The sequence below is a fragment of the Arsenicitalea aurantiaca genome (assembly GCF_003994485.1).
Lineage (GTDB): Bacteria > Pseudomonadota > Alphaproteobacteria > Rhizobiales > Devosiaceae > Arsenicitalea > Arsenicitalea aurantiaca.
The window spans coordinates 759,618-784,506 of sequence record NZ_RZNJ01000001.1 but is presented as its reverse complement, the minus strand read 5'-3'; the positions used below and the strand labels follow the sequence as shown (position 1 = coordinate 784,506).

General features: G+C 65.8%; 23 protein-coding genes. 15 read left to right on the top strand and 8 right to left on the bottom strand.

Annotated features, from left to right (window positions below):
- The first annotated feature begins 53 nt into the window (after nt 1–53).
- From urtB to EMQ25_RS03780, 7 genes are read left to right on the top strand one after another with little or no spacing between them, the layout of a single operon-like run.
- Nucleotides 54–1,676 carry an urea ABC transporter permease subunit UrtB gene (urtB, locus tag EMQ25_RS03810; RefSeq protein ID WP_127187209.1) on the top strand — a complete coding sequence of 541 codons (1,623 nt, stop codon included), beginning with the start codon at nt 54–56 and terminating at the stop codon, nt 1,674–1,676.
- Nucleotides 1,673–2,860: an urea ABC transporter permease subunit UrtC gene (gene urtC, locus EMQ25_RS03805; protein ID WP_127187208.1), complete on the top strand. Its 1,188-nt coding sequence runs from the start codon at nt 1,673–1,675 to the stop codon at nt 2,858–2,860. The genes urtB and urtC overlap by 4 nt, the downstream gene beginning before the upstream one ends.
- 3 nt (nt 2,861–2,863) lie before the next feature.
- Entirely contained in the window at nt 2,864–3,613 is a 750-nt protein-coding gene (gene urtD / locus EMQ25_RS03800; RefSeq protein ID WP_127187207.1) for an urea ABC transporter ATP-binding protein UrtD, read from the top strand.
- A gap of 58 nt (nt 3,614–3,671) precedes the next feature.
- Nucleotides 3,672–4,373 carry an urea ABC transporter ATP-binding subunit UrtE gene (urtE, locus tag EMQ25_RS03795; protein ID WP_127187206.1) on the top strand — a complete coding sequence of 234 codons (702 nt, stop codon included), beginning with the start codon at nt 3,672–3,674 and terminating at the stop codon, nt 4,371–4,373.
- A gap of 2 nt (nt 4,374–4,375) precedes the next feature.
- Nucleotides 4,376–5,212, top strand: a complete 837-nt coding sequence (locus tag EMQ25_RS03790) for an urease accessory protein UreD (RefSeq protein ID WP_127187205.1) — start codon at nt 4,376–4,378, stop codon at nt 5,210–5,212.
- Nucleotides 5,213–5,220: 8 nt separating this feature from the next.
- On the top strand, nt 5,221–5,523 hold the full coding sequence (locus tag EMQ25_RS03785) for an urease subunit gamma (protein ID WP_127187204.1): 303 nt from the start codon (nt 5,221–5,223) through the stop codon (nt 5,521–5,523).
- 36 nt (nt 5,524–5,559) lie between these two features.
- Complete coding sequence (locus EMQ25_RS03780) at nt 5,560–5,865, top strand: urease subunit beta (RefSeq protein ID WP_127187203.1); 306 nt, start codon at nt 5,560–5,562, stop codon at nt 5,863–5,865.
- Nucleotides 5,866–5,945: 80 nt separating this feature from the next.
- Here EMQ25_RS03780 and EMQ25_RS03775 read toward each other — a convergent pair whose 3' ends face one another.
- Complete coding sequence (locus EMQ25_RS03775) at nt 5,946–6,401, bottom strand: hypothetical protein (RefSeq protein ID WP_127187202.1); 456 nt, start codon at nt 6,399–6,401, stop codon at nt 5,946–5,948.
- A gap of 191 nt (nt 6,402–6,592) precedes the next feature.
- Here EMQ25_RS03775 and EMQ25_RS03770 point away from each other — a divergent pair, with 191 nt between their 5' ends.
- The 8 genes from EMQ25_RS03770 to EMQ25_RS03735 are packed head-to-tail and all read left to right on the top strand — an operon-like array spanning nt 6,593 to nt 11,838.
- Entirely contained in the window at nt 6,593–7,009 is a 417-nt protein-coding gene (locus EMQ25_RS03770) for a hypothetical protein (protein WP_127187201.1), read from the top strand.
- Between the two features lie 13 nt (nt 7,010–7,022).
- Nucleotides 7,023–8,732, top strand: a complete 1,710-nt coding sequence (gene ureC / locus EMQ25_RS03765; protein ID WP_127187200.1) for an urease subunit alpha — start codon at nt 7,023–7,025, stop codon at nt 8,730–8,732.
- Between the two features lie 51 nt (nt 8,733–8,783).
- Nucleotides 8,784–9,152 (top strand): MliC family protein, encoded by a 369-nt coding sequence (locus tag EMQ25_RS03760; RefSeq protein ID WP_127187199.1) that lies wholly within the window; start codon nt 8,784–8,786, stop codon nt 9,150–9,152.
- A 34-nt stretch (nt 9,153–9,186) separates the two neighbouring features.
- A complete protein-coding gene (locus tag EMQ25_RS03755; RefSeq protein ID WP_127187198.1) occupies nt 9,187–9,663 on the top strand; it encodes an urease accessory protein UreE in 477 nt (158 codons plus the stop codon).
- The gene (locus EMQ25_RS03750; protein ID WP_127187197.1) at nt 9,660–10,322 is read left to right on the top strand and encodes an urease accessory protein UreF; all 663 of its coding nucleotides are present in this window, start codon (nt 9,660–9,662) and stop codon (nt 10,320–10,322) included. The genes EMQ25_RS03755 and EMQ25_RS03750 overlap by 4 nt, the downstream gene beginning before the upstream one ends.
- Nucleotides 10,319–10,750, top strand: a complete 432-nt coding sequence (locus tag EMQ25_RS03745) for a DUF3995 domain-containing protein (protein ID WP_127187196.1) — start codon at nt 10,319–10,321, stop codon at nt 10,748–10,750. Before EMQ25_RS03750 ends, EMQ25_RS03745 begins: the two co-directional genes overlap by 4 nt.
- Nucleotides 10,747–11,379 carry an urease accessory protein UreG gene (gene ureG / locus EMQ25_RS03740; protein WP_127187195.1) on the top strand — a complete coding sequence of 211 codons (633 nt, stop codon included), beginning with the start codon at nt 10,747–10,749 and terminating at the stop codon, nt 11,377–11,379. Before EMQ25_RS03745 ends, ureG begins: the two co-directional genes overlap by 4 nt.
- Entirely contained in the window at nt 11,380–11,838 is a 459-nt protein-coding gene (locus EMQ25_RS03735; RefSeq protein ID WP_127187194.1) for a GNAT family N-acetyltransferase, read from the top strand.
- Here EMQ25_RS03735 and glgX read toward each other — a convergent pair.
- The 7 genes from glgX to EMQ25_RS03700 form a co-directional block, all read right to left on the bottom strand.
- Nucleotides 11,808–13,820: a glycogen debranching protein GlgX gene (glgX, locus tag EMQ25_RS03730; RefSeq protein ID WP_127187193.1), complete on the bottom strand. Its 2,013-nt coding sequence runs from the start codon at nt 13,818–13,820 to the stop codon at nt 11,808–11,810. The genes EMQ25_RS03735 and glgX overlap by 31 nt on opposite strands.
- Nucleotides 13,821–13,834: 14 nt before the next feature.
- Complete coding sequence (locus EMQ25_RS03725; RefSeq protein ID WP_127187192.1) at nt 13,835–15,466, bottom strand: alpha-D-glucose phosphate-specific phosphoglucomutase; 1,632 nt, start codon at nt 15,464–15,466, stop codon at nt 13,835–13,837.
- On the bottom strand, nt 15,463–16,905 hold the full coding sequence (glgA, locus tag EMQ25_RS03720) for a glycogen synthase GlgA (RefSeq protein WP_127187191.1): 1,443 nt from the start codon (nt 16,903–16,905) through the stop codon (nt 15,463–15,465). The genes EMQ25_RS03725 and glgA overlap by 4 nt, the downstream gene beginning before the upstream one ends.
- On the bottom strand, nt 16,902–18,173 hold the full coding sequence (glgC, locus tag EMQ25_RS03715; protein ID WP_127187190.1) for a glucose-1-phosphate adenylyltransferase: 1,272 nt from the start codon (nt 18,171–18,173) through the stop codon (nt 16,902–16,904). The genes glgA and glgC overlap by 4 nt, the downstream gene beginning before the upstream one ends.
- A gap of 26 nt (nt 18,174–18,199) precedes the next feature.
- Entirely contained in the window at nt 18,200–20,395 is a 2,196-nt protein-coding gene (gene glgB / locus EMQ25_RS03710; RefSeq protein WP_127187189.1) for a 1,4-alpha-glucan branching protein GlgB, read from the bottom strand.
- Nucleotides 20,392–22,875, bottom strand: coding sequence for a glycogen/starch/alpha-glucan phosphorylase (locus EMQ25_RS03705; protein WP_127187188.1), 2,484 nt, complete (start codon nt 22,873–22,875; stop codon nt 20,392–20,394). Before EMQ25_RS03705 ends, glgB begins: the two co-directional genes overlap by 4 nt.
- 101 nt (nt 22,876–22,976) lie before the next feature.
- Nucleotides 22,977–24,794 (bottom strand): monovalent cation:proton antiporter-2 (CPA2) family protein, encoded by a 1,818-nt coding sequence (locus EMQ25_RS03700; RefSeq protein WP_127187187.1) that lies wholly within the window; start codon nt 24,792–24,794, stop codon nt 22,977–22,979.
- Nucleotides 24,795–24,889 lie beyond the last annotated feature (95 nt).

Below are 24,889 nucleotides of genomic sequence, written 5' to 3'. Positions count from 1 at the left end.
GCGGCACGCCGCCCCTGCCCTTCCCCAATAGCGTCACTGGGAAACAGCCGCCGATGCGATTTCGCCCTCTCCAACTGCTGATGCTCGCCCTGGCGCTCGCCTGCGGCCTGCTCGCCACTGCGCCATCGCGCGCCCAGGATGGCGGGGCCGATATCGGCGCGCTCGTCCGGGCCATGGGCGAAGCGAGCCTGCGCGAACTGCAGGCGATCGTTTCCGATCTCGCGGCGACAGGCGATCCGTCGGTGACGCCGTCTCTCGAAGCGCTGGCCGCCGGCAATCTCTACGTCAATGACGAGACGGGCGCCGTCGTCATCATGCAGCGCAACCGCATGTACGATCCTGTCTCCGAAGAGGAAATCGCCCCGGTCGGCGACACCGACCTCTCCCGCATCCGCGTCAACAACAGCCTGAGGCGCGACATCGGCACCGCGCTCGGCGGCTTGACGCTGATGAGCCCCAATACCGCGACCCGCATGAGCGCCGCCCGCTCCATGCTTGCGGCGCGAAGCCCCGACAATCTGCCGCTGCTCGAGGAAGCCATCGCCGAGGAAACCGACGATGCGGTCCGCCGGATGATGAATGCGGCCCGTGCCGTCACCATTCTGGGCATGCCCGACGCGAGCCTCGAGGAGAAGCGCGCCGCCATCCCCGTGGTCGCACAGTCCGCCGGCCGCGAGGCCGCGACCATCCTCAACGCCGCCCTCTCAACCGCCCCCGAGGAGCTTCGGCCCTCGATCGAAGCCTCGATTGCCGGCATCGAGCGCGACCGCGCCGTCTGGGGCGCCGCGCAGAACGTGTGGTTCGGCATCTCGCTCGGCTCTGTCCTGCTCCTTGCCGCGATCGGGCTTGCCATCACCTTTGGTGTCATGGGCGTCATCAACATGGCCCATGGCGAGATGGTGATGCTGGGCGCCTACACGACCTTCGTCGTGCAGGAGGTGATCCGGCAGTCTGCGCCCGGGCTCTTCGACTATTCGCTCGCCATCGCGCTGCCGCTCGCGTTTCTCGTGACGGCGCTCGTCGGCATCTGCATCGAGCGCGGGGTGATCCGGCTGCTCTACGGTCGCCCGCTCGAAACCCTGCTCGCGACCTGGGGCATCTCGCTGATCCTCCAGCAGGCCGTGCGCTCGATCTTCGGGCCGACCAACAAGATGGTCTCCAACCCTTCCTGGATGTCGGGCGCCTTCGAACTCGGCGGCCTGACCATCACCTGGAGCCGGCTCTGGATCGTGGTCTTTGCGATCGTCGTCTTCGTTGCGCTGTTGCTGGTGCTCAAACGCACCGCGCTGGGGCTGCAGATGCGGGCGGTGACGCAGAACCGGCGCATGGCCTCGGCCATGGGCATCCGCACGCCCTTCGTCGATGCCATGACCTTCGGGCTCGGCTCGGGCATTGCCGGACTTGCCGGCGTGGCACTGAGCCAGATCGACAACGTCTCGCCCAACCTGGGACAGGGCTACATCATCGACAGCTTCATGGTGGTGGTGTTCGGCGGGGTCGGCAACCTCTGGGGGACGCTGGTGGGCGCAATGACGCTCGGCATCGCCAACAAGTTCCTCGAACCCTATGCGGGCGCGGTGCTGGCCAAGATCCTCATCCTCGTCCTCATCATCCTCTTCATCCAGCGCAGGCCGCGCGGCCTCTTCGCGCTCAAGGGCAGGGCCGTCGAACAATGATCACCCAGGCCATCCTCCGCGCGCTCGACAAGAAGGCGATCTGGCTCGTCGGCATCCTTCTGGTCATCGCCATCGCCATCCCGGCGGGCAATCTCCTGATCCCGCCCGGGCAGCCCTTCCATGTGCCGGCCTATATCGTCACGCTCTTCGGCAAATATCTCTGCTACGCGATCCTGGCGCTCGCGCTCGACCTGGTCTGGGGCTATTGCGGCATTCTCTCGCTCGGCCACGGCGCCTTCTTCGCGCTCGGCGGCTACGCGATGGGCATGTACCTGATGCGCCAGATCGGGGACCGGGGGGTCTATGCCAACCCGACCCTGCCGGACTTCATGGTCTTCCTCAACTGGCGGGAGCTGCCCTGGTACTGGCAGGGGTTCGACCAGTTCTGGTTCGCCATGATCATGGTTGTGCTGGTGCCGGGCATCCTCGCCTTCGTCTTCGGCTTCCTCGCCTTCCGCAGCCGCGTCACCGGGGTCTATCTCTCGATCATGACGCAGGCGATGACCTTCGCACTGCTGCTCGCCTTCTTCCGCAACGACATGGGCTTCGGCGGCAATAACGGGCTCACCGACTTCAAGGAGATCCTCGGCTTCCCGATCCAGGCCGCGAGCACGCGCTCGGCGCTCTTTGCGGCGACCGCCGTCACGCTTGCCCTTTCGGTCATCGTCTGCTCGATGATCGTCAATTCCAAGCTCGGCAAGGTGATGGCCGCCATCCGCGATGCCGAGAGCCGCACGCGCTTCCTCGGCTATCGCGTCGAATATGTGAAGCTTTTCGCCTTCACCGTTTCCGCGATCATGGCCGGGATTGCCGGGGCGCTCTACGTGCCGCAGGTCGGCATCATCAATCCCGGCGAATTCGAGCCGGCCAACTCCATCGAAGTCGTTATCTGGACCGCCGTCGGCGGACGCGGCACGATCGTCGGCCCGATCATCGGGGCGGTGCTGGTCAATATGGGCAAGTCCTATTTCACCGGCGCCCTGCCCGATCTCTGGCTCTTTGCGCTGGGCGGACTCTTCATCTTCGTCACCATCTTCCTGCCCAAGGGGATCGTCGGCACCTTCGCGCAATGGTGGCGCCAGGCCCGCGGCCCGCGTCGCGACAACACGACCCCGCGCGACACGGGCGCCAGTGCCGACCGGCCGCTCGTCGCAGCCGACCCCCAGCCCAAGCCCGCGGAGTAGATCATGGCCGACAAAACCGACACCATGCTCTATCTCGACGGCGTCTCGGTATCGTTCGACGGCTTCAGGGCGCTGAACGGGCTCTCGATCATCGTCTATCCGGCCGAAATGCTCGCCATCATCGGACCCAATGGCGCGGGCAAGACAACGATGATGGACATCATCACCGGCAAGACCCGTCCCGATGACGGCGAAGTGCTTTTCGACGGCCGCACCGATCTCACCCAGCTCGATGAGGCCGCCATCGCCAATCTGGGCATCGGGCGAAAATTCCAGAAGCCGACCGTGTTCGAGAACCAGACCGTATGGGACAATCTCGAGCTGGCGCTCAAAAAGCCCCGCAACGTGCTGGCGACGCTCTTTTACGCCATGGATGCGTCCGACCGCGCCCGGCTCGATGAGATCCTCGAAACCGTCCGCTTGACCGCGCGCAAGAACGATCTGGCTGCAGATCTCAGCCATGGCCAGAAGCAATGGCTCGAGATCGGCATGCTGCTCGCGCAGGACCCCAAGCTTCTCCTCGTCGACGAACCGGTCGCGGGCATGACCGACAGCGAGACGGTGGAGACGGCAAAACTCCTCAAGGACATCGCCCGGACCCGCTCCGTCGTCGTGGTCGAACACGACATGAGCTTCGTGCGCGATCTCGACACGCGCGTGATGTGCCTTGCCGAAGGTTCGGTGCTGGCCGAGGGCAGCCTCGACCAGGTGAGCGCCAACCCGAAGGTCATCGAGAGCTATCTGGGGCGATGAAAGTGCGATCCCGCCTCACGTCCACCTCACCTGTAGCCCAACCTGCATCGGTACGATCATGACCGCCCTCACCATCCGTGCCGTCGACCTGCATTACGGCGCAGCCCAGGCGCTGCGCAACGTGACCATCGAGTGCCGCCCAGGCCGTATTACGGCCGTGCTCGGGCGCAATGGCGTTGGGAAGTCCTCGACGCTGCGCGCCATCACCGGCATCAATTCGGTCTCGGCGGGCGACATCGTCTTCGATGCCGAAGCGCTGAAGAAGTCGCCGCCCTACAAGCGCGCGCGGATGGGGCTCGGTTATGTGCCGCAGGGCCGCGAGATCTTCCCGCTATTGACGGTGAAGGAAAACCTTGAAACCGGCTATGCCGGGCTCAAGCGGGCCGACCGGCACATCCCGGAGACCATCTTCACGCTGTTTCCGGTGCTGAAATCCATGCTCGGACGGCGCGGCGGCGACCTCTCGGGCGGCCAGCAGCAGCAGCTCGCCATCGGCCGCGCGCTCGTCACGAGGCCAAAAGTGCTGGTGCTCGACGAGCCGACCGAAGGCATCCAGCCCTCGATCATCAAGGATATTGGCCGCGCGCTGCAGTTCCTGCGCGACGACATGGGCATGACCATCCTCCTGGTGGAGCAATATCTCGACTTCTGCCGCGAGATCGCCGACGATATCTACGTGATGGACCGCGGCGAAATTCAGCATTCCGGACCGGCGAGCGACCTCGACCTGCCCGAGGTGCGACGCCATCTGATGGTCTGACCATGGCCGTCGCCCTGCCCCGCGAACCGCTTCTTCCCCCGCGCCACCAGCGCGCCCGTGGAGAAGGCCGCATCTCCGCTGCTCCGCGCGACGGACGGACGCGGCTGCGCACGCTCTACCAGGAAGGCTGCGCCAAGATCCGCCTGCCCAATGCCCATGGCCGCGCCATCGAGGCGGTGATGATCAACACGGCCGGCGGGCTCTGCGGTGGTGACGCGGTGCAGTGGGGTGTGGAGGCTGACGCCGGCGCAAGCATGGTGCTGACGACGCAGGCCTGCGAGCGTGTCTATCGCTCCACCGGCCCGGTGGCGACGCTCGGGACCCGGATCAGCGTCGGCGCGGACGCACATGTCGACTGGCTGCCGCAGGAGACCATACTCTTCGAGGATGCCCGGCTCGATCGCTCGCTCGAGATCGATCTGGCCCCCGGAGCGAGCGTGTGCGCGCTCGAGGCTGTGCTGCTCGGGCGGGAGGCCATGGGCGAAGGCGCGCGCAACGCCCATCTGCGCGATCGCTGGCGGATCCGGCGTGAGGGGCGGCTCGTGCACGCGGAGTCGACGCTGCTGTCTGCCGACGCCCTCGAACGGGACGGGCTCTCGCTGCTGGATGGCGCCATCGCCTTTGCAACCCTCGTCTATATCGGGCCGGGCGCTGATCGACGGCTCGAGCCCGTGCGTGCCGCACTGCCCGCGGGTGCACGCGCGGCCGCAAGCCTTATCGGGGAAAAGCTCGTCCTGCGTGCGCTGGCCCCGTCCGGGCTTGCCTTGCGCCGCATCATCGCGCCAACTGTCGCCATCATGTCCGGCGCGGGAAGCCTTCCGCGCCTCTGGCACCTCTAGGAGTTCAGATGAACCTCACCCTCCGTGAAAAGGACAAGCTGCTCATCGCCATGGCCGCCAATGTGGCGCGCCGGCGGCTCGAACGCGGCGTCCGGCTCAATCATCCCGAGGCGATCGCGCTGATCACCGATTTCGTCGTCGAGGGCGCGCGCGATGGCCGGCCCGTGGCCGAACTCATGGAAGCGGGCGCCCATGTCGTCACCCGTCAACAGGTGATGGAGGGCATCGCCGAGATGATTCACGATGTGCAGGTGGAAGCCACCTTCCCCGACGGCACCAAGCTCGTCACCGTCCACCAGCCGATCCGCTGATCGACCGGCAGGCCCGTCCAATTGAGGAGATAGACGATGATCCCCGGCGAAGTGATTCCACAGTCAGGCGAAATCGAGATCAATGCGGGCGCCGAGGCCGTAACGATCGAAATTGCCAATACCGGCGACAGGCCGATCCAGGTGGGCTCGCACTACCATTTCTTTGAGACCAACAACGCCCTGCGCTTCACGCGCGAAAGCGCCCGGGGGATGCGGCTCGATATCGCTGCGGGAACCGCCGTGCGGTTCGAGCCCGGGCAAACCCGCGAAGTGCGGCTGGTGCCACTGGGTGGCGATCGCATGGTCTACGGCTTCCAGCAGCGCATCATGGGGAAGCTGTGAGGCCTCGTACGCCCGGCAATGACGAAAGGCGAGACGCAGTTGCGCCTCGCCCCGATAGTCTATTTCCGGATAAGCGTCCGTCAGGCGCGGTCGTCGACATAGACGATCGCAGCACCGTCGGGCGTTGCGATGGCCACCACCTCGTCCACGGTGTGGCCGGCCGCTTCGAGCTCGTTCATCAGCGCCGCATTCGCCTCGATCTCGCTGCGCAGCGCGGTGCCGGCATCGGCATTGGCCGCCATGGCGGCATCGAGCCCGCTATCGTCGCCTTCGAGGGTCGAGATGCCGATGATGGTGATTTCGGTTTCCGAGGTGATCATGCCGATATCGATGCTGGCCACGCCGCCGAGAGCGGAGATCAGCCCTTCATAGCTGGCTTCGGCGTTCGCCCCGGCAGCCATCGTGGCGCCGGCTTCCGGCGCCGCCGTGACAGCGCCATCCGCGCCTGGCGTCGCACCCGCATCCTGCGCGAGCGCAATGCTTCCGGTCGATGCGACGAGCAGCGTGGCGAGACTGAGTGCAGTTGCGATCTTCATGGGTGTTCTCCTCTTGAGGCTTGTTTTTCTGTGATTGCCCGAATGGCCAACGCACGCTCACCCGATGCGTTGCGCCTCGTAATCTCGGGCAAGCCGACCTCGCCTTGTGCCAAAGGGGGGAGTCGCCCTTCCTTCGCCGGAGGGATTGGTATTGATAGGCTGACCAAGCCCATCACGAGGAATGACGCCCGATGACCGAACCCGAACAGACCCCCGCCGAACTCGCCTTCAAGGCCCGCTTCGCCGAAGTCATGCGCGATCTCAAGAGCGGCAAGGAGGATGGCGAGGCCATGTACCTGCTCGGCCGCATCGCGAACCGAATGCTCGAAGAGGCCAAGCAACCTGACTGGAAGGCCCTGAAGCAGAACCTTTCGCTCGAGGCCTATGATTCGGTGCTCATGGCGCTGCAGAAGCGCGGCAACGAGTTCATCGCCGCCGGGCAGGTCAAGCCAGCCTATGCGCTGCAGGCCATTGCGGTCTCCATTGTGGCCGGCACCCAGACCGACCCGCATGTGCGCGAGGGCGAGAAGCTGCTCGACCGCATCATCGAAACGACCATCCTCAACTATCGCAAGCACGGCAAGAGCGTCGAGCCTGCCACCCACTGACCCGGAGCCAGCCATGCCCGCCCGCATATCCCGCGCCACCTATGCCGACATGTACGGCCCCACCACCGGTGACCGGGTGCGGCTCGCCGACACCGAGCTCTTCATCGAGGTGGAGAAGGATTTCACCGTCTATGGCGAAGAGGTGAAGTTCGGCGGCGGCAAGGTGATCCGCGACGGCATGGGCCAGTCCCAGCGCACGCGCGCCGAGGGCGCGGTCGATACCGTCATCACCAACGCGCTCGTCGTCGACCACACCGGCATCTACAAGGCCGATATCGGGCTCAAGGACGGTCGCATTGCGGGCATCGGCAAGGCGGGAAACCCGGATACCCAGCCCGGCGTCACCATCATCATCGGCCCATCGACCGAGGCGATCGCCGGGGAAGGCAAGATCCTCACCGCCGGGGGCATGGACGCGCATATTCATTTCATCTGCCCCCAGCAGATCGAAGAAGCGCTGATGAGCGGGGTGACGACCATGCTCGGGGGCGGCTCCGGCCCGGCACACGGCACGCTCGCCACCACCTGCACCGGCGCATGGCATATCGGGCGGATGATCGAGAGCTTCGACGCGTTCCCGATGAACCTGGCACTGGCAGGCAAGGGCAATGCCAGCCGGGCCGCACCGATCGAGGAAATGGTGCGCGCCGGCGCCTCGTGCCTCAAGCTTCACGAGGACTGGGGCACGACCCCCGCGGCCATAGACACCTGCCTTTCGGTTGCCGACGCCTTTGACGTGCAGGTGATGATCCATACCGACACGCTGAACGAAAGCGGCTTCGTCGAGGATACCGTCGCGGCGATCGCGGGCCGCACCATCCACGCCTTCCACACCGAGGGCGCCGGTGGCGGGCACGCGCCCGACATCATCAAGGTTGCGGGCCTGCCCAACGTCATCCCGTCCTCGACCAATCCGACGCGCCCCTATACGCGCAACACGATCGCCGAGCATCTCGACATGCTCATGGTCTGCCACCATCTCGACCAGTCGATCCCGGAGGACGTGGCTTTTGCGGAAAGCCGCATCCGCAAGGAAACCATCGCCGCCGAGGACATCCTGCACGATATCGGAGCCTTCTCCGTCATTTCCTCAGACAGCCAGGCCATGGGCCGCGTCGGCGAGGTGCTGATCCGCACCTGGCAGACCGCCGACAAGATGAAGCGCCAGCGCGGGCGTCTGGCCGAGGAGAAAGGCGAGAACGACAATTTCCGCGTCCGCCGCTACATCGCCAAATACACGATCAACCCCGCAATCGCGCACGGCCTTTCGGCCCATATCGGGTCGATCGAAGTGGGCAAGCGCGCCGATCTCGTGCTCTGGAGCCCGGCCTTCTTCGGGGTCAAGCCCGAAATGGTTCTGCTCGGTGGCTCGATTGTTGCAGCGCCCATGGGTGACCCCAACGCGTCGATCCCCACCCCGCAGCCCATGCACTACCGCCCCATGTTCGGCGCCTATGGGAAACTGTTGACCAACTCCTCGGTCACCTTCGTCTCGAAGGCTGCGCTCGAGGATGGCATCGCCGCCCGGCTGGGCACCGCCAAGCAGATGCTGGCGGTCGAAAATACTCGGGGGGGCATCGGCAAGGCCTCGATGATCCACAATTCGGCGACGCCCGAGATCGAGGTCGACCCCGAAACCTATGAGGTGCGCGCCGATGGCGAATTGCTCACCTGCGAGCCCGCGACCGAACTGCCGATGGCCCAGCGTTATTTCCTGTTCTGATCGCATGGCGTTTCCGATAGCCTCTGCGCATCGCCGACAAGGAGATTTCCGATGACCATCCGCTCCCTCATCGCCGCCGGCCTTGTGCTCGCCGCGCCCCCCGCCTTCGCGGTCGAAACCTCGATGCAGATCGTGCTCGAGCTCCAGGGCGACGCCGAGCGCAACGTCGTGACCTATGAGTGCGAGGGCATCGACCCGATCACGGTGGAATACGTCAACGCCAACCCGATCTTCCTCGCCTTCGTGCCGGTCGATGGGGAAAAGCTGGTCTTCGTCAACGTGCTCGCCGCTTCGGGCGCGCGCTATGCATCGGGCCAGTATGTGTGGTGGACGCGGGGCGCCGAAGCGACGCTGCATGACGAAATCGCCGGGGAAGAGGCCGAGCCCCTGAGCTGCCTCGAACTTTCCGGCACGCCCTGACCCCAGAGATCCTTTCGAGCACGGAGCCATACCGATGCTGCGCGCGACTGCCCACCGGCCCTCTCTTGCGGAGGCCAAGGCCTTCGATCATGTCCGCCTCGCCCATGACGAGCGGCGCCTGCGGCGCAAGCTGCTGACGCTTGCGGGCGGCGGCGAAGTACTCGTCGACCTCCCGACGACCATCACCCTGCCCCATGGAGGCGCGCTGGTGCTCGAGGATGGTCGGCTCATCGAAGTCATTGCCGCAGAAGAACCCCTCTACCGCGTCACCGGACGCGATCTGCGCCATGTGATGCAGCTCTGCTGGCATCTGGGCAATCGGCACCTGCGCGCCGAGCTCCAGGCTGACGGCCCCGATGGCCCCGCCATCCTGATCCTGCGCGATCGGGTTATCGGGGACATGCTCGCCGGGCTCGGCGCGACCGTAAGCGAGATAAGCGGTCCTTTCGTGCCCGAGGAAGGCGCCTATCACAGCCATGGCGACCACGGCCACGCGCTGCTCAACAGATGATCGCTCACCCGGCGCTGCAGCGCCTGCTCGTCTGGCTGTCTCCTGCCTTCCCGATCGGCGGCTTTGCCTGGTCGGCAGGCCTTGAGACCGCGATTGCGGAAGGCCGCGTAAGCGATTCCAGCTCCATGCGGAACTGGCTCGAAGGCAATCTCGCCCATGGCGGCATGCGGACTGATGCGATCCTCCTCGCCGAAGCGGCACGGTCATCCGCTGATGCCGACGCCCTGCGCGAGATCGCCGATCTGGCCCTGGCATTCGCGCCTGCAGCTGAGCGCCGCGCCGAAATGCTCGCCATGGGCGACGCCTTCATCGCCGCCGCCGCCGCCTGGCCGAGCCCGCACGGGTCGGCCCTACCCCGCCCGTGTCCCTACCCGGTCGCCGTCGGCGCGATTGCCGGGGCACATGGCGTCGGGATCGAAGACACCGTCCTCGCCTTCCTCACAAATCTCGTCCATGGCCAGATTTCGGTGGCGCTCCGGCTCGTGCCGCTCGGGCAGACCGAAGGCCTTGCCATCCTTGCTGGGCTGGAACAGACGATCGCCCAACATGCCCAGGCTGCGGCAGTCGCGCGCCTTGACGATATCGGGACGATCGCCTACGCGAGCGACATCGCGCAGATGCGCCACGAGACAGAAACCACGAGACTGTTCCGCTCATGAGCATGCTGGTCGCCGCCCTGATCTTCGTGCCCCTCCTCGCCGCGGCCCTGGCGCTACTGCTATGGTCGTTCGGTGCAAGCTGGCCGATCCGCGATCGCGCTCTGCTCGCCGCCACTATGCGCGGAGCGCCCGGAGCGACGGCGATGTGGCCGAAAACGCTGAGCTTCCTCCTCTTTCTCGTTGCTCTTGCGCTCGGCGTCCTCTCGCTGGCCCTCGCCGACCATGATGGCGGCGGCTGGGTGCTGACCCTCACCGGGGCGGTCATCGGCATCGTCTTTCTCGCACGCGGTGTTCTGGGCTATACGGAGGGGTGGAAGGCGCGGACGCCCAACGAACCGTTCCGCACGCTGGATCGCAAGACCTATTCTCCGGTCTGCCTCGTCATCGGCACCGGCTTTGTCGTTCTCGCATTGATGAGGCTCCTATGAAATCGGCTCATGGTCCCCTGCGGATCGGCATTGGCGGGCCCGTCGGCTCGGGTAAGACCACGCTTTGCGAGATGCTGCTGAAAGCGCTACGCGAGCGCTATTCGATGGCCGTGGTCACCAACGACATCTACACCAAGGAAGACGCGCTGATCCTCGCGCGCGTGCAGGCGATCTCGGAAGATCGCATCGTCGGGGTCGAGACCGGCGGCTGCCCGCATACCGCGATCCGCGAGGATGCTTCGCTCAACCTCGCTGCAATCGACGAGCTTAACCGCACCTTCCCCGACCTCGACGTCGTGCTGATCGAATCGGGCGGCGACAATCTCGCCGCGACCTTTTCGCCGGACCTCGCCGACATGACGATCTACGTGATCTCAGTGGCGCAGGGCGAGAAGATCCCGCGCAAGGGCGGTCCGGCGATTTCCCGATCCGACCTGCTCGTCGTCACCCACACCGATCTTGCCCCCTATGTGGGGGCCAATCTCGATGTCATGCGTTCCGATACCGAAAAGGTGCGGGAAGGGCGCCCTTATGTCTTCACCGATATGCTGAGACGGGAGAACCTCGATGAGATCATCGCCTTCATCGAAAAGGCTGGCGGCCTCTCCCCTGCCGCGGCGGCGCAGTAGATGACGCGCTCAATTCTCATGTGGCGCGACGTTTCCGGGGCGTTGCCGGAACCCGTCTGGCCCGAAGGCATCGTGCGCGTGCCGCTCGTCGATGCCGATCCGCGCGAGATCCACGCCCTCCTTTCGGCGAGCTATGAGGAAGCGGGGCGGTCCATGCCCGGTTTTCTGGCCTGGTGGGACGCGATCCGCAGCGATGAGGAGTTCGACCCGCTGCTCTGCTTCATCGCGCAGGACCCTCTGGGGCATATCGTCGGGTTCGCGCTCTGCCGGAGCTCGGGCTTCATCCGGGAACTGGCCGTGCATGCCGACTACCGGCGGCTGGGGCTTGCAAGTGCGCTGCTCGCCGAGGCGTTTCAGGCATTTTCGGCCCGCGGCGTCGATCAGGTGGCGCTGCGCGTGGAAGAAGAAAACGCAGTGGCCCGGCACCTTTACGACGACATCGGTTTCGCGGCCGCCTGAACCCTTTCGGCCAGCACCAGCACGCTGACCGAGCGCGGCGGGAGGATGAGACGCCCCCGGGCGATCTCCCCGCCATCTGCCGATGACAGGACGAGCGTCCAGTCGCCTCGGGGGAGCTCGGCGTCGACCGCGATGTGCCGGCGGTTGAACCAGACGAGCACGACGTCCGCGCCCTCGCGCAGACACATGCCCAGCACGTCGGCGTCGCCGGCGTTCCAATCGGCATCCGCCATCTGCCCGCCCCCGGGCCGCAGCCAGTCCACGTCCTCGGGCGAAAGAAAACGGTCGGCCCGCAGCGCCGGATGGGCCGCGCGCAGGGCGACGAGACGGGCAACGAAACCGATCAGGCCATGGTCTGCTCCGGCCCAGTCCACCCAGGTCGTGGCATTGTCCTGGGCATAGGCATTGTTGTTCCCCGCCTGCGTGCGCCCGAACTCGTCGCCCTGCTGGAGAAGCGGGGTGCCACGCGAGACGAACAAGGTTGCGAGCAGAGCGCGCATGTCCGCCCGACGTCGATCAAGAATGTCGGGATCGTCCGTCCGGCCTTCCGCGCCGCCGTTCCAGGAAAAATTGTGGTCGTGCCCGTCGCGGTTGTCCTCGCCATTGGGGATGTTCCATTTGCTGGCATGGCTGACGAGATCGGCCAACGTGAACCCGTCATGGACCGCAATCAGATTGACCCCGTGAGCCGGACCGCGCCCGCTCTCGCCAAAGACATCCTCGGATCCCGCCAGCCGGGTGGCGAAGCGTCCGAGCATGCGCCCGTCGCCGCGCCAGAACGATCGGACGTCGTCGCGATACCGGTCGTTCCATTCCATGAAGGGTTCCCCGAACCGCCCGAGCTGGTAGCCGCCCGGCCCCGGATCCCATGGTTCGGCAACGAGAACGGCCGCCTTCAGCACAGGATCCTCGCGCAACATGCGCAGGAGTTCCGCCTCGGGGTCGAAACCGGGCGTGCGGCCCAGGATCGGTGCCAGATCAAAGCGGAAGCCCGAAACGCCACCCTCCTCGACCCAGTATCTGAGGCTTTCGATGACAAGCCTCTGTACCGCAGGATGGTCACACCGCAGCGTATTGCCCGTGCCGGTGTCGTTGACGAGGCGCAGCCGCCCATCCGCCTCGAAGTGCCGGTAATAGGTCGGCGCATCGAGCCCGCGCAGGCTGAGCGTCAGCCCGGTCTCGGCATCGCCCTCACCGGTATGGTTGTAGACGACGTCGAGAATGACCCCGATGCCATGGGCGCGGTAGAGGTCGGTGAGCGCGCGGACATCGGCCATGCCGCTCGGCGCGAGGCGCGGATCGGGGGCGAAATAGGTGACGGGATTATAGCCCCACGCGTTGGAGAGCCCCAGGGCCGGCAGATGCGCATCGTCGATCCAGGCGGCAACCGGCATGAGCTCCACCGTCGTCACACCGAGGCGCGACAGATGCTTGACCACCGCGTCGCTCATCAACCCTTCGATCGTGCCCCGTAGCGGACGCGGCACGTCCGGGTGCAGCAGCGTGTAGCCGCGGACATTGAGCTCGTAGAAGAGGCCTGGCGCAGACATGATCGGATTTGCGGCTGCACGTGGTTCGCCGGGCACGATCGCCTTGGGCATGTCAGGGGCGGTATCGACACCCGATCCGCGCGGCCGGCCAAGGCTGTCCTGCCGGTGGAACACCCGGTCCACGCGCCTTGCATAGGGGTCGACGAGCAGCTTGTCGGGATCGAACCAGAGCCCGCGCTCGGGCGCCCATGGCCCGTCTGCCCGGAGCCCGTAGCGCGCGCCGGCGCCCAGCCCGCCTACGAGCCCGAAATGGACCGCGCCCTCGCGCCCGTCGAGGCGGAAGCGCGTGATCTCCCTGTCCCCGGCGTCGAACAGGCAGACGGCGATCCACTCGGCGGTCTCGGAATAGACCGCAAACACCACGCCCTCGGCGGTCACCGTAGCGCCCAGCGTCTCCGGCGAACCACCACTGGGCACCAGCACCGGGGTCATCCTGCCACGCTCGGTCAGGTGATCACGCTCGGCGCGTCCCGACCCGTGCCGCGCCTGATCCCCACGAGCCTGTCGGCGAGCTGCACCAGATCATCGAGCGCCGCCTGCGTTTCGAGCTCGTGATCGCCGTCGGCCGGCTCGTAGCGCTCGAGATAGAGCCTGAGCGTCGCCCCCACGGTGCCGGTGCCCGAGAGCCGCAGCACGATCCGGGCACCATCGGAAAAGCCGATGCGGATGCCCTGTTTCGCGCTCGTCGACCCATCGACAGGATCGGTGTAGGCGAAGTCATCGGCATAAGCGACTTCGCGACCATCAAGCGTCTGGCCGACCAGCCCCGGCAGACGCGCGCGCAGATCGTCGACGAGCGCATTGGCGGCCTCGGCATCGACCTCCTCGTAATCGTGGCGGGTGTAGTAGTTCCGCCCGTACTCGGCCCAATGCCCCCTGACGATTTCGTCGACACCCTCCTTGCGGACCGCGAGGATGTTGAGCCAGAGGAGCACGGCCCAGAGCCCGTCCTTTTCGCGGACATGGTCGGAGCCGGTGCCGGCGCTCTCCTCCCCGCAGATCGTGACCCGGCCGGCGTCGAGCAGGTTGCCGAAGAATTTCCACCCCGTCGGCGTCTCGTGCATCTCGATGCCGAGCTTTTCGGCCACCCGGTCGGCGGCGGCGCTCGTCGGCATCGAGCGGGCTATGCCGGCGATCCCCCTGGCATAACCAGGCGCCAGATGGGCGTTGGCCGCGAGAATGGCGAGCGAGTCGGACGGGGTGACGAACCGCCCGCGCCCGATGATGAGGTTGCGATCTCCATCCCCATCGGACGCCGCACCGAAATCGGGCGCATCAGGGCCCATCATCAACTCGTAGAGATCCCTGGCGTAGACGAGGTTCGGATCGGGATGCCCTCCCCCGAAATCCGGAAGCGGCGTGCCATTGATGACCGTACCCGTCGGGGCACCCAGCCGCTTCTCGATGATTTCGGTGGCATAGGGGCCGGTGACCGCATGCATGGCATCGAAGCGCATGGAAAAGCCCGACGCGAACATCGCGCGGATCGCGTCGAAATCGAACAGCGTCTCCATCAGCGCTGCATAGTCGGCCACCGGATCGATGATCTCGACCACCATGTCGCCCGATTGCTGGATGCCAACCTGGCCCAGATCCACGTCCGGCACGTCTGCGATGCGGTACGCGGTGATCGCTTTGGTGCGCGCGAAGACGGCATCGGTGATGCGCTCGGGCGCAGGGCCGCCATTGCCCACATTGTACTTGATGCCGAAATCGCCCTCCGGCCCGCCCGGATTATGGCTTGCCGACAGCACGATCCCGCCGAAGGCGCCGTGATGACGGATCACATGGCTCGCACCGGGCGTCGACAAGATCCCGCCGCGGCCCACCAGCACGCGGCCGAAACCATTGGCCGAGGCGATCTTGATCGCCCGCTGGATCGCGACATCGTTGAAATACCGGCCGTCGCCGCCGATCACCAGCGTCTTGCCCTCAAAGCCCTCGAGACTGTCGAAAAGCGCCTGCACGAAGTTCTCGACATAATTGGGCTGGGCGAACACGCTCACGCGCTTCCGCAGCCCGGACGTGCCCGGCTTCTGATCGTCAAATGGCGTGGTGGCGATGGTCTTGATGGTCATTGGTCCTGCCCCAGAAGGCTCTTGTAGAGATCGGCATATTTTTGGGCACTGCGGGCCCAGGAGACGTCCGACTTCATCCCCCGCCGCTGGATCTTCGTCCACACGGCCGGCTCGGCGTGGAGCGCCATGGCCCGGCGCAGCCCCTCGGACAGCGCCCCGGCATCCGAATGGGCAAACTGTATGCCCGTTGCGACACCTGCGTCGAGCGCCGCCTCGTTCGCATCGATGATGGTGTCCGCGAGCCCGCCGACGCGGCTCACCACCGGCACGCAACCATAGCGCAGCCCATAGAGCTGGGTGAGCCCGCAGGGCTCGAAGCGGGAGGGCACGACCATCATGTCGGCCCCACCCTGCACGAGCCGCGAGAGCGTCTCGTCATAACCCGTGACGATGCCGACCCGCCCCGGATGCCGCACCGCGGCCGCGCGCAGACCCTCCTCGAGCTCGGGATCCCCGGACCCCAGGACGCCGAGGCGCCCGCCCTGGGCAACGACCCCGTCGAGCGCGGCGAGCAGCAGGTCGATCCCCTTCTGCCAGGTCAGCCGGCTCACGACGCCCAGCAGCGGACCCTCGTCATTGGCAAGCCCGAACCGCTCTTCAAGCGCGCGCTTGTTGGTGCGGCGCCGATGCAGCGTCGCCGGTCCGTAGCTGCGCACAAGGGCAGGATCCGTCGCGGGATCCCATTCATCGGTGTCGATGCCGTTGAGGATACCGTGCAGGTCGCGGGCCCGTGCCTGCAGCAGGCCATCGAGCGACATACCGAAAGCCGGCGTCCGGATTTCGGCGGCATAGGTGGGGCTGACGGTGGTGACGGCGTGAGCGGTGGCAAGGCCGGCCTTGAGAAACCCCACACCGCCGAAATACTCGATGCTCTCGGCCCAGGCCTCCCCGGGCAGCCCGAGCGCCCCGAAGATGTCCGCGCCGAAATGGCCCTGGAAAGCGAGGTTGTGAACTGTCATGACCGTGCGCAGGCGAGGATTGGCGCCGTATTTCACGAAGGCCGGGGCGAGGCCGGCCTGCCAGTCATGGGCATGGAGAATGTCCGGCTGGTAACCATCGACCAGCCCCTCTCCCAGAAGAGCGCCGACGCGGCTCAGCGCCGCGAAACGCTGCCAGTTGTCCGGCCAGTCCCCGCCCTCCGGCGCGACATAGGGGTTGCCCGGCCGATCGTAGAGATGGGGTGCATCGATGACGATGAGGTCGAGCCCGCCTGCATGGCCTGCGAGGATCCGGGCCGGACCGCCGAAGAGGTCTTCGAGCCGCGCCACCTCCCGCGTCCGCCCGAGCGCACCCATGACCGGCCGGTAGCCCGGCACCAGCGTGCGCACCGAAAGCCCGAGCGGCGACAGGGCGCCCGGTAACGCCCCGACGACATCGGCTAGCCCGCCGGTCTTGACGAGCGGATAGACCTCGGACGCGACCGAAAGGATTTCGGTCATTGGCTGGACAGGTACTTGTCCACCATCAACTGGGTCACGAGCGTGACCCCGTCCGCGGTCCGGCGGAACCATTTGGCGTCGAACTCGGGATCCTCGCCCACGATCAGCCCGTCCGGCACGTTGACGCCGCGGTCGACGACGACCTTGCGCAGCCGCGCGCCCCGCCCGATCGTGCAATAGGGCAGAACCACCGCTTCGCTGAGCTCGGAGTAAGAATGGACGCGCGAGCCCGTCGAGAGGAGCGTGCGCGTCAGCATGCCGCCCGAGACGATGCAGTCGCCCGACACCAGGGAGGAAACCGCCGAGCCCCTGCGCCCGTCCATATCATGCACGAACTTTGCCGGCGGGGTGATCTCGGCATAGGTCCAGATCGGCCAGTCCCGGTCATAGAGATCGAGCTGGGGGGTCACGTCGGTGAGGTCGATATTGGCTTTCCAGTAGGCGTCGACCGTGCCCACGTCGCGCCAGTAGGAGACCTCCTCATTGGCCGAGCGCACGCAGGAGCGGGTGAACCGGTGCGCCCATGCCGTGCCGTTCTTGACGATATGGGGGATGATGTCCTTGCCGAAATCGCGCGAGGACCCCTCCGTGGCTGCGTCGCGGCGCAGCTGCTCCATGAGGAACTTGGTTTCGAACACATAGATACCCATCGACGCCAGCGCGGTATCGGGCTTGTCGGGGATGGCCGGCGGGTCCTTCGGCTTTTCGACGAAATCCATGATCCGGTCGCGCCCGTCGACATGCATGACGCCGAAAGCGGTCGCTTCCATGCGCGGCACCTCGAGGCACCCCACCGTCACGTCCGCGCCCGTATCCACGTGCTGGCGGAGCATGATTTCGTAGTCCATCTTGTAGATGTGGTCGCCCGCGAGGATGACGAGATAGCGCGGGCCGTAATCCTCGATGATGTCCATGTTCTGGTAGACCGCATCGGCGGTGCCGGCATACCACATGTCTTCCTTGACGCGCTGGCTTGCCGGAAGCACGTCGAAGCTTTCGTTACGCTCCGTGCGAAGGAAGTTCCAGCCCCGCTGCAGGTGCCGGATCAGGCTGTGCGCCTGATATTGCGTCGCCACCGATATGCGGCGGATGCCCGAGTTCAGCGCATTGGAGAGCGCGAAGTCGATGATGCGCGACTTCCCTCCGAAATAGACCGCCGGCTTTGCGCGGCGGTCCGTCAGCTCCATCAGGCGCGTGCCGCGCCCTCCCGCGAGCACATACGCCATCGCATCGCGCGCCAGAGGCGATGGGTTTCGATAGTCGGCCATAGTCCTGCCCTCCTCCGGCGATCCGTTCAGTCCGGATCGTATTTCAAGATTAGCGTTGCGAGCGGTGGAATGTAGAGGCTTGCTTCGGCGGGCCAGTGCCCGTCCGCAACCGGCCGCGCCTCCACCTTGCCCTGATTGCCCGTATTGGTGCCGCCATAGACTTCGGCGTCGGTATTGACCCGCTCACTCCAGAGCCCCGCCTTCGGCATGGGCACCCGGTACCCTTCCCGCGGGACGGGGGTCATGTTGGAGATCACCACCACGGGAGGATGCCCCTCCACGTGGCGCGCCCAGGCGAAGACGGAATTGGCCTGGTCGTTGCCGATCAGCCATTCAAAGCCCTCGGGCTCGTTGTCGCGGGCGTGAAGCGCCGGCAGGTCGCGATAGGCCGCGTTGAGGTCGCCGACGAGGCGGCGCATCCCCTCGTGCCAGCCGGCGTCGAGCAGCCACCAATCGAGCCCCTTGGCCTCGCTCCACTCCTCGCGCTGGGCGAATTCCTGGCCCATGAACAGGAGTTTCTTGCCCGGCCAGCCCCACATGAAGCCGTAATAGGCGCGAAGCCCGGCAAATTGCTGCCAGTCGTCGCCGCGCATCTTGGCGATCAGCGAACCCTTGCCATGCACCACCTCGTCATGGCTGAGCGGCAGCACGTAATTCTCCGAATACGCATAGAGCGCAGCGAAGGTCATGTCGTTGTGGTGATAGCGGCGATGAACCGGCTCGCGCTCCATATAGCGCAGCGTGTCGTTCATGAAGCCCATGTTCCACTTGAACCCGAAGCCGAGACCGCCCGCATGCACCGGCGCGCTGACCCCACCCCAGGCGGTGGATTCCTCGGCGATGGTGAACGCTCCCGGATGGAGCCGATAGACTTCGGTGTTGACGCGCCGCAGGAACTCGACCGCCTCGAGGTTCTCGTTGCCGCCATGCTGGTTGGGCACCCACTGCCCGGGCTGACGCGAATAGTCGAGATAGAGCATGGACGCCACGGCATCCACGCGCAGCCCGTCGATGTGGAATTCCTCTAGCCAGTAGAGGGCGTTGTTGAGCAGGAAGCTCGCCACCTCCTTGCGCCCGAAATTGTAGATCGCCGTATTCCAGTCCGGGTGATAGCCCTTGCGCGGGTCCAGGTGCTCGTAGAGCGCCGTGCCGTCGAACTGGGCAAGCCCGTGTGCGTCCGTCGGGAAATGCGCCGGCACCCAGTCGAGGATCACCCCGAGCCCTGCGGCATGCGCGGCATCCACGAACCGCTTGAACCCCGCCGGATCGCCATGGCGCGCCGTCGGCGCGTAGAGGCCCACCGGCTGGTAGCCCCAGCTCGGATCATAGGGATGCTCGGTGATGGGCAGCAATTCGATGTGGGTGAAGCCCAGATCCGCCACATAGGGGACGAGCTGTTCGGCGAGCTGGTCGTAGCTCATGAAGCTGCCATCCGCGCGCCGCCGCCACGAGCCCAGATGCACCTCATAAATGCTGATCGGCGTCCGTCGCCAATCCCGGTCGGCCCGCGCAGCCATGTAGTCTCCGTCGCTCCAGGCAAAGGGCGTGGGATCGGCGACGACGGAGGCGGTGCGCGGCCGCATCTCGGACTGGCGGCCGAACGGATCGGCCTTCAGCGGCAGGAGGCTCCCATCAGGGCCGACGAGTTCGAATTTATAGAGCGCCCCGGGCCCGACGCCGGGCACGAAGACCTCCCACACGCCCGTATCGTGGCGCAGCCGCATCGGATTGCGGCGCCCGTCCCAGTCGTTGAACGGGCCGACGACGCTCACCCGGCGCGCATTGGGCGCCCAGACTGCAAAGCTTGTGCCCTCAACGTCTTCAAACGTCCGGGCATGTGCGCCCAGCCGATCGAAGAGCCGAAGATGGCTGCCTTCGCCGATATAATAATCGTCGAGCGGGCCGAGCACCGGACCGAAGCTGTATGGGTCGTAGACGTCCCACGCACCGCCCGCATTCTCGGCCCGATAGCGGATGGGCTGGCGCCCTGAAACCGCGACGAGACCCTCGAAGAACCCGGCCTCGTCCCGGAGCGTCAGCGCTCCCAGTGCCTCGCCGTCACGCGTGAACGCATGGACGCTCGCGGCGTGGGGGATGAAGGCACGCGCCACCCAGCCCGCGGCACTCTCATGGAGCCCGAGGACGGAAAATGGATCGGCGTGCCGCCCCGCAATGATCGCCTCGACATCGCCCTGGGGCGCCTGCCAGCCCGCTGTGGTCACGCCCCGCCCCTGCTCGTCGGCACGTTCCAGATCTCGGCCGCATATTGCGCGATGGTGCGATCCGAGGAGAACCAGCCCATATGCGCGGTATTTCGGATCGCCATGGCGTTCCACCGCCGACGGTCGGCCCAGACCGTGTCGACCTGGCGCTGCGCATCGGCATATGTGTCGAAGTCGCGGGCCACCATGAACCAGTCATGGTCGTAGAGCCCACCGATCAGTTCGCGATACCGGTTGGGATCGTCAGGCGAGAAGACGCCCGAGGAGATCATCTCGAGAGCTTCCTTGAGCGCCGGAGAATTGTCGATCGCGCCACGCGGCACTTCGCTCCGGCTGCGCTTTTCGGCCACTTCCTCGGCCGTGAGCCCGAAGATGAACATGTTCTCCGGCCCGACCGCTTCGCGCATCTCCACATTGGCGCCGTCGAGCGTGCCGATGGTGAGCGCGCCATTGAGCGCGAACTTCATGTTGCCGGTGCCCGAGGCTTCCATGCCCGCCGTCGAGATCTGCTCGGAGAGGTCGGCGGCCGGGATGATCGTCTCGGCGAGGCTCACATTGTAGTTCGGCAGGAACACGACCTTCAGGAGTCCCCGGACCGCCGGATCGTTATTGATGACCCGCGCAATGTCGTTGGTCAGTTTGATGATCAGCTTGGCATTCCAGTAGCTCGGGGCCGCCTTGCCCGCGAACACCTTCACCCGCGGCACCCAGTTGCGCTCCGGATGGGCGCGGATCGCCGAATAATGGGCGACCGCTTCGATGACGTTGAGCAATTGCCGCTTGTACTCGTGGATGCGCTTGATCTGCACGTCAAAGAGCGCGTCGGGCGAAACGGTGACGTTCAGCCGCTCCTTGATCAGCGCCGCCAGCGCCTGCTTGTTGGCATGCTTGACCTTGGCGAACTGCGCCTGGAAGTTCGGATCCTCCGCATGCGCCTCGAGATCGGCGAGCCGCTCGATATCATCCTGGAAGGCAGGCCCGATCCGGTCCGTAATCAGCCGGGTCAGCCCCGGATTGCACTGCAGCAGCCACCGACGCGGCGTCACCCCATTGGTCTTGTTGCTGATCCGGTCCGGGTAAAGCGTGTTGAGGTTCGCAAAGACCGTCTTCTTCATGAGCTCGGTATGCAGCGCCGAAACCCCGTTGATGGCGTGCGAGCCAACGAAGGCCAGCTGCCCCATGCGGACGCGCCGCTGCCCGCCCTCGTCGATCAGCGAGACGTTGGCGATCTGCGCGTCGTTGAAGCCGGCGACGGTGCGCGCCTCGGTCAGCACCTCCGCATTGATCGCGTAAATGATCTGCATGTGGCGCGGCAGCAGCCGCTCGAGAAGGGCCACCGGCCAGCTCTCGAGCGCTTCGGGCATGAGGGTGTGGTTGGTGTAGCTGAAGACACCCTTGGTCAGCTTCCAGGCTTCTGCCCAGCGCAGCCCGTGCGTGTCCATCAGGATGCGCATCATCTCGGCGATGGAAATCGCGGGATGGGTGTCGTTGAGCTGAATGGCGACCTTGTCGGGGAGAGAGCCGAGATCGCCGAACTGCTGCAGGTGCCGCCGCACGATGTCCTGAAGCGAGGCGGAGGAAAAGAAGAACTCCTGGCGCAGGCGCAGCTCCTGCCCTGCCGGGGTCGCGTCGGCCGGATAGAGCACGCGCGTGATCGCCTCGGCCTTGGCGCTTTCGGCAAGCGCGCCGATGTGGTCGCCCTCGTTGAACTTGTCGAGCAGGATCGGGTCGATCGGCTGCGCGCTCCAGAGCCGCAGCGTGTTCACCCGCGCCCCGCGCCAGCCGACGATCGGGGTATCGAACGCGACGGCGTTGAGATGCTCGGATGGATGCCATTCGTGCCGCACCGACCCGTCGGGCTCCTGCACCGGCTCGACATGCCCGCCGAACCCGATCTCGTAGCTGCTCTCGCGCCGCTCGAATTCCCAAGGATTGCCATGGGCGAGCCATTCCTCTGGAAGCTCGACCTGCCAGCCCTCGCTCATTTCCTGGCGGAAGAGCCCGTGCGCATAGCGGATACCGTAGCCATAGGCCGGGATCTTGATCGTCGACATGGATTCAAGGAAGCACGCCGCAAGCCGGCCGAGACCCCCATTGCCCAGTGCCGCATCCGGCTCGAGATCCATCAGTTCCTTGAGGTCGACATTGAGCCCGTCAAGCGCCTGGCGGACCGGTTCCATCAGCCCGATATTGCTGAAGGCGTCCCGCATCAGGCGGCCGATGAGGAATTCGAGGCTGAGATAGTAGACCCGCTTGTTGCCGGTCCGCCACGTCTCGCGCGAGGATTCCATCCAGCCGTCGATGACGCGCTCGCGCACTGCGAGAATCGTGGCGGTCAGCCAGTCATGAGGCCTTGCGACTGCGGGGTCCTTGCCGACCGAATAGGTCAGCCTTTCGAGGATTTCGGCCTTCAGGGCCTCAACTGTGCGTGCGCGAGGCTCGGGCTGAGGAGCGTCGAAAACGATGGGCTTTTGCGGCATATCGCAATCCAAGTTTCATGACGATGTTCCCCTCTTGCACGTACCTTGGCACGCATTGAAGGGGCTGGGAAGTGCCCCAGCGCAATGGCCGGGGCAATTGTTCAGGCGTCCGCAGCCGCACGGGATTCCTCGGCCGGCGCATCGGGCGCCTGGACGCCCTGCTCGCGGGCCTGCTCGACTGCGTTCGACAGCAAGAGGCCCGCGCCGGCGGTGATTCCGCCGAACACCTGCGCCTCGAAGCGCTGGGTGTCGCGATCGCGCACGGCTGCGATCACATCGTCGGCCTCCTCATCGGTCGCCCCGAGCATCCGGATGGTCGCAGCCCCGAGGGTCAGCGCCGACTCGAACACTTCGCGTATGTGATAGTCGACATCTGCCTTCACGAGAGCAATGGCATGCCCGCGGTCGAATGCCCTCGCCACGACCTTGACCAGCGGGAACTCGTCCCGGAAGAGCTCGGCGATCCGCGTGCCGGCCTCCTTGTCGTTGACGCAGATCAGCACCGCATCGATCGAGTCCGCGCCGGCGGCATGCAGCACGTCAAGGCGCGTTCCGTCGCCGTAATAGACCTTGAAGCCGAACTGGCTTGCCGCGCGGATCATGTCGGTGTCGTTGTCGATGATCGAGATACGGTGGCGCATGGCGAGCAGCGGCTGGCTCGCGATCTGTCCGAACCGGCCGAACCCGATGATCAGGATGCGCCCGCTCAGATCATGCGGCGCCTCCACCCCGTCCATCGAAGGGGCGCGGCGCGGCATCAGCCGATCGAGAGCCATGATCGCGAGCGGCGTCAGCACCATCGAGATGATCACGGTCGCGGTGAAGACCGCATTGGTCTGCGCATCGATGATCCCGACCGTTGCGGCCTGGGTGAAGAGAACGAAGGCGAACTCTCCCCCCTGCGCCATCAGCACCGCCCGCTCCAGCGCTTCGACATGGCTCGAACGGAGGAGCCGCGCGATCACGTAGATCATCCCCGCCTTCGCGATCATGTAGGCCATGACGCTTGCAGCGATGATCTGCCAGTTCGAGGCGACCGTGGCGAGGTCGAGCGACATGCCGACCGCAAGGAAGAAGAGCCCGAGCAGGATGCCGCGGAACGGCTCGACATCGGCCTCGAGCTGATGGCGGAACGTCGAGGTCGAGAGCAGCACCCCGGCAAGGAATGCGCCCATCGCCATGGAGAGGCCGCTGACCTGCATGAGGAGCGCAGCGCCAAGGACCACAAGCAGCGCTGCGGCCGTCATCACTTCGCGCGCCTTGGATTTGGCCAACAGGCTGAAAAACGGGTTGAGGATGCGCCGACCGATGAAGATGAGGAGGATGATCGCACCCAGCGCAAGCCCGATGCCGAAGAGCCGCTCGCCCAGCGTTTCCTCCACCCCGCGCGGCGCGAGGATCGCGACGATGGCGAGCAGCGGCACGATTGCGAGATCCTCGAGCAGGAGGATCGAGATCATCTTCTGCCCCGATGGGAGCGCGAGCTCCCCACGCTCGCCAAGCACCTGCATGACGATGGCCGTGGAGGTCAGCACGAAGCCGAGGCCGAAGACGAAGGCGACGACGGGAGCAAAGCCGAGCAGCACGCCCATCGCCGTCAGCAGCGCTCCGCAGGCCGCCACCTGGATGATGCCAAGCCCGAAGATCTGCTTGCGCAGGCTCCAGAGCTTGGCCGGCTCCATCTCGAGACCGATGATGAAGAGGAACATGACGACGCCGAGCTCGGCCGCATGCAAAATCGTTTCGGGCTCACTGACGAGGCCGAGACCATAGGGGCCGACGACGAGCCCGCCCGCGAGATATCCGAGGACGGAGCCGAGCCCCAGCCGCCTGAAGAGCGGCACCGCGAGGACGCCGGCGCCCAGGAGCGCTACCACCTGGATGAGATCGACCCCGTGGGCCGCAGCTTCGCCTGCCATGTCCGTGCCTCGACCCGGCCCAGTGCCGTGAATGGGCCCATGTTGCGCCGCTGCCCTGCTGCGTCAAGCTGCCACACTGCGCATGGGGTATGAGC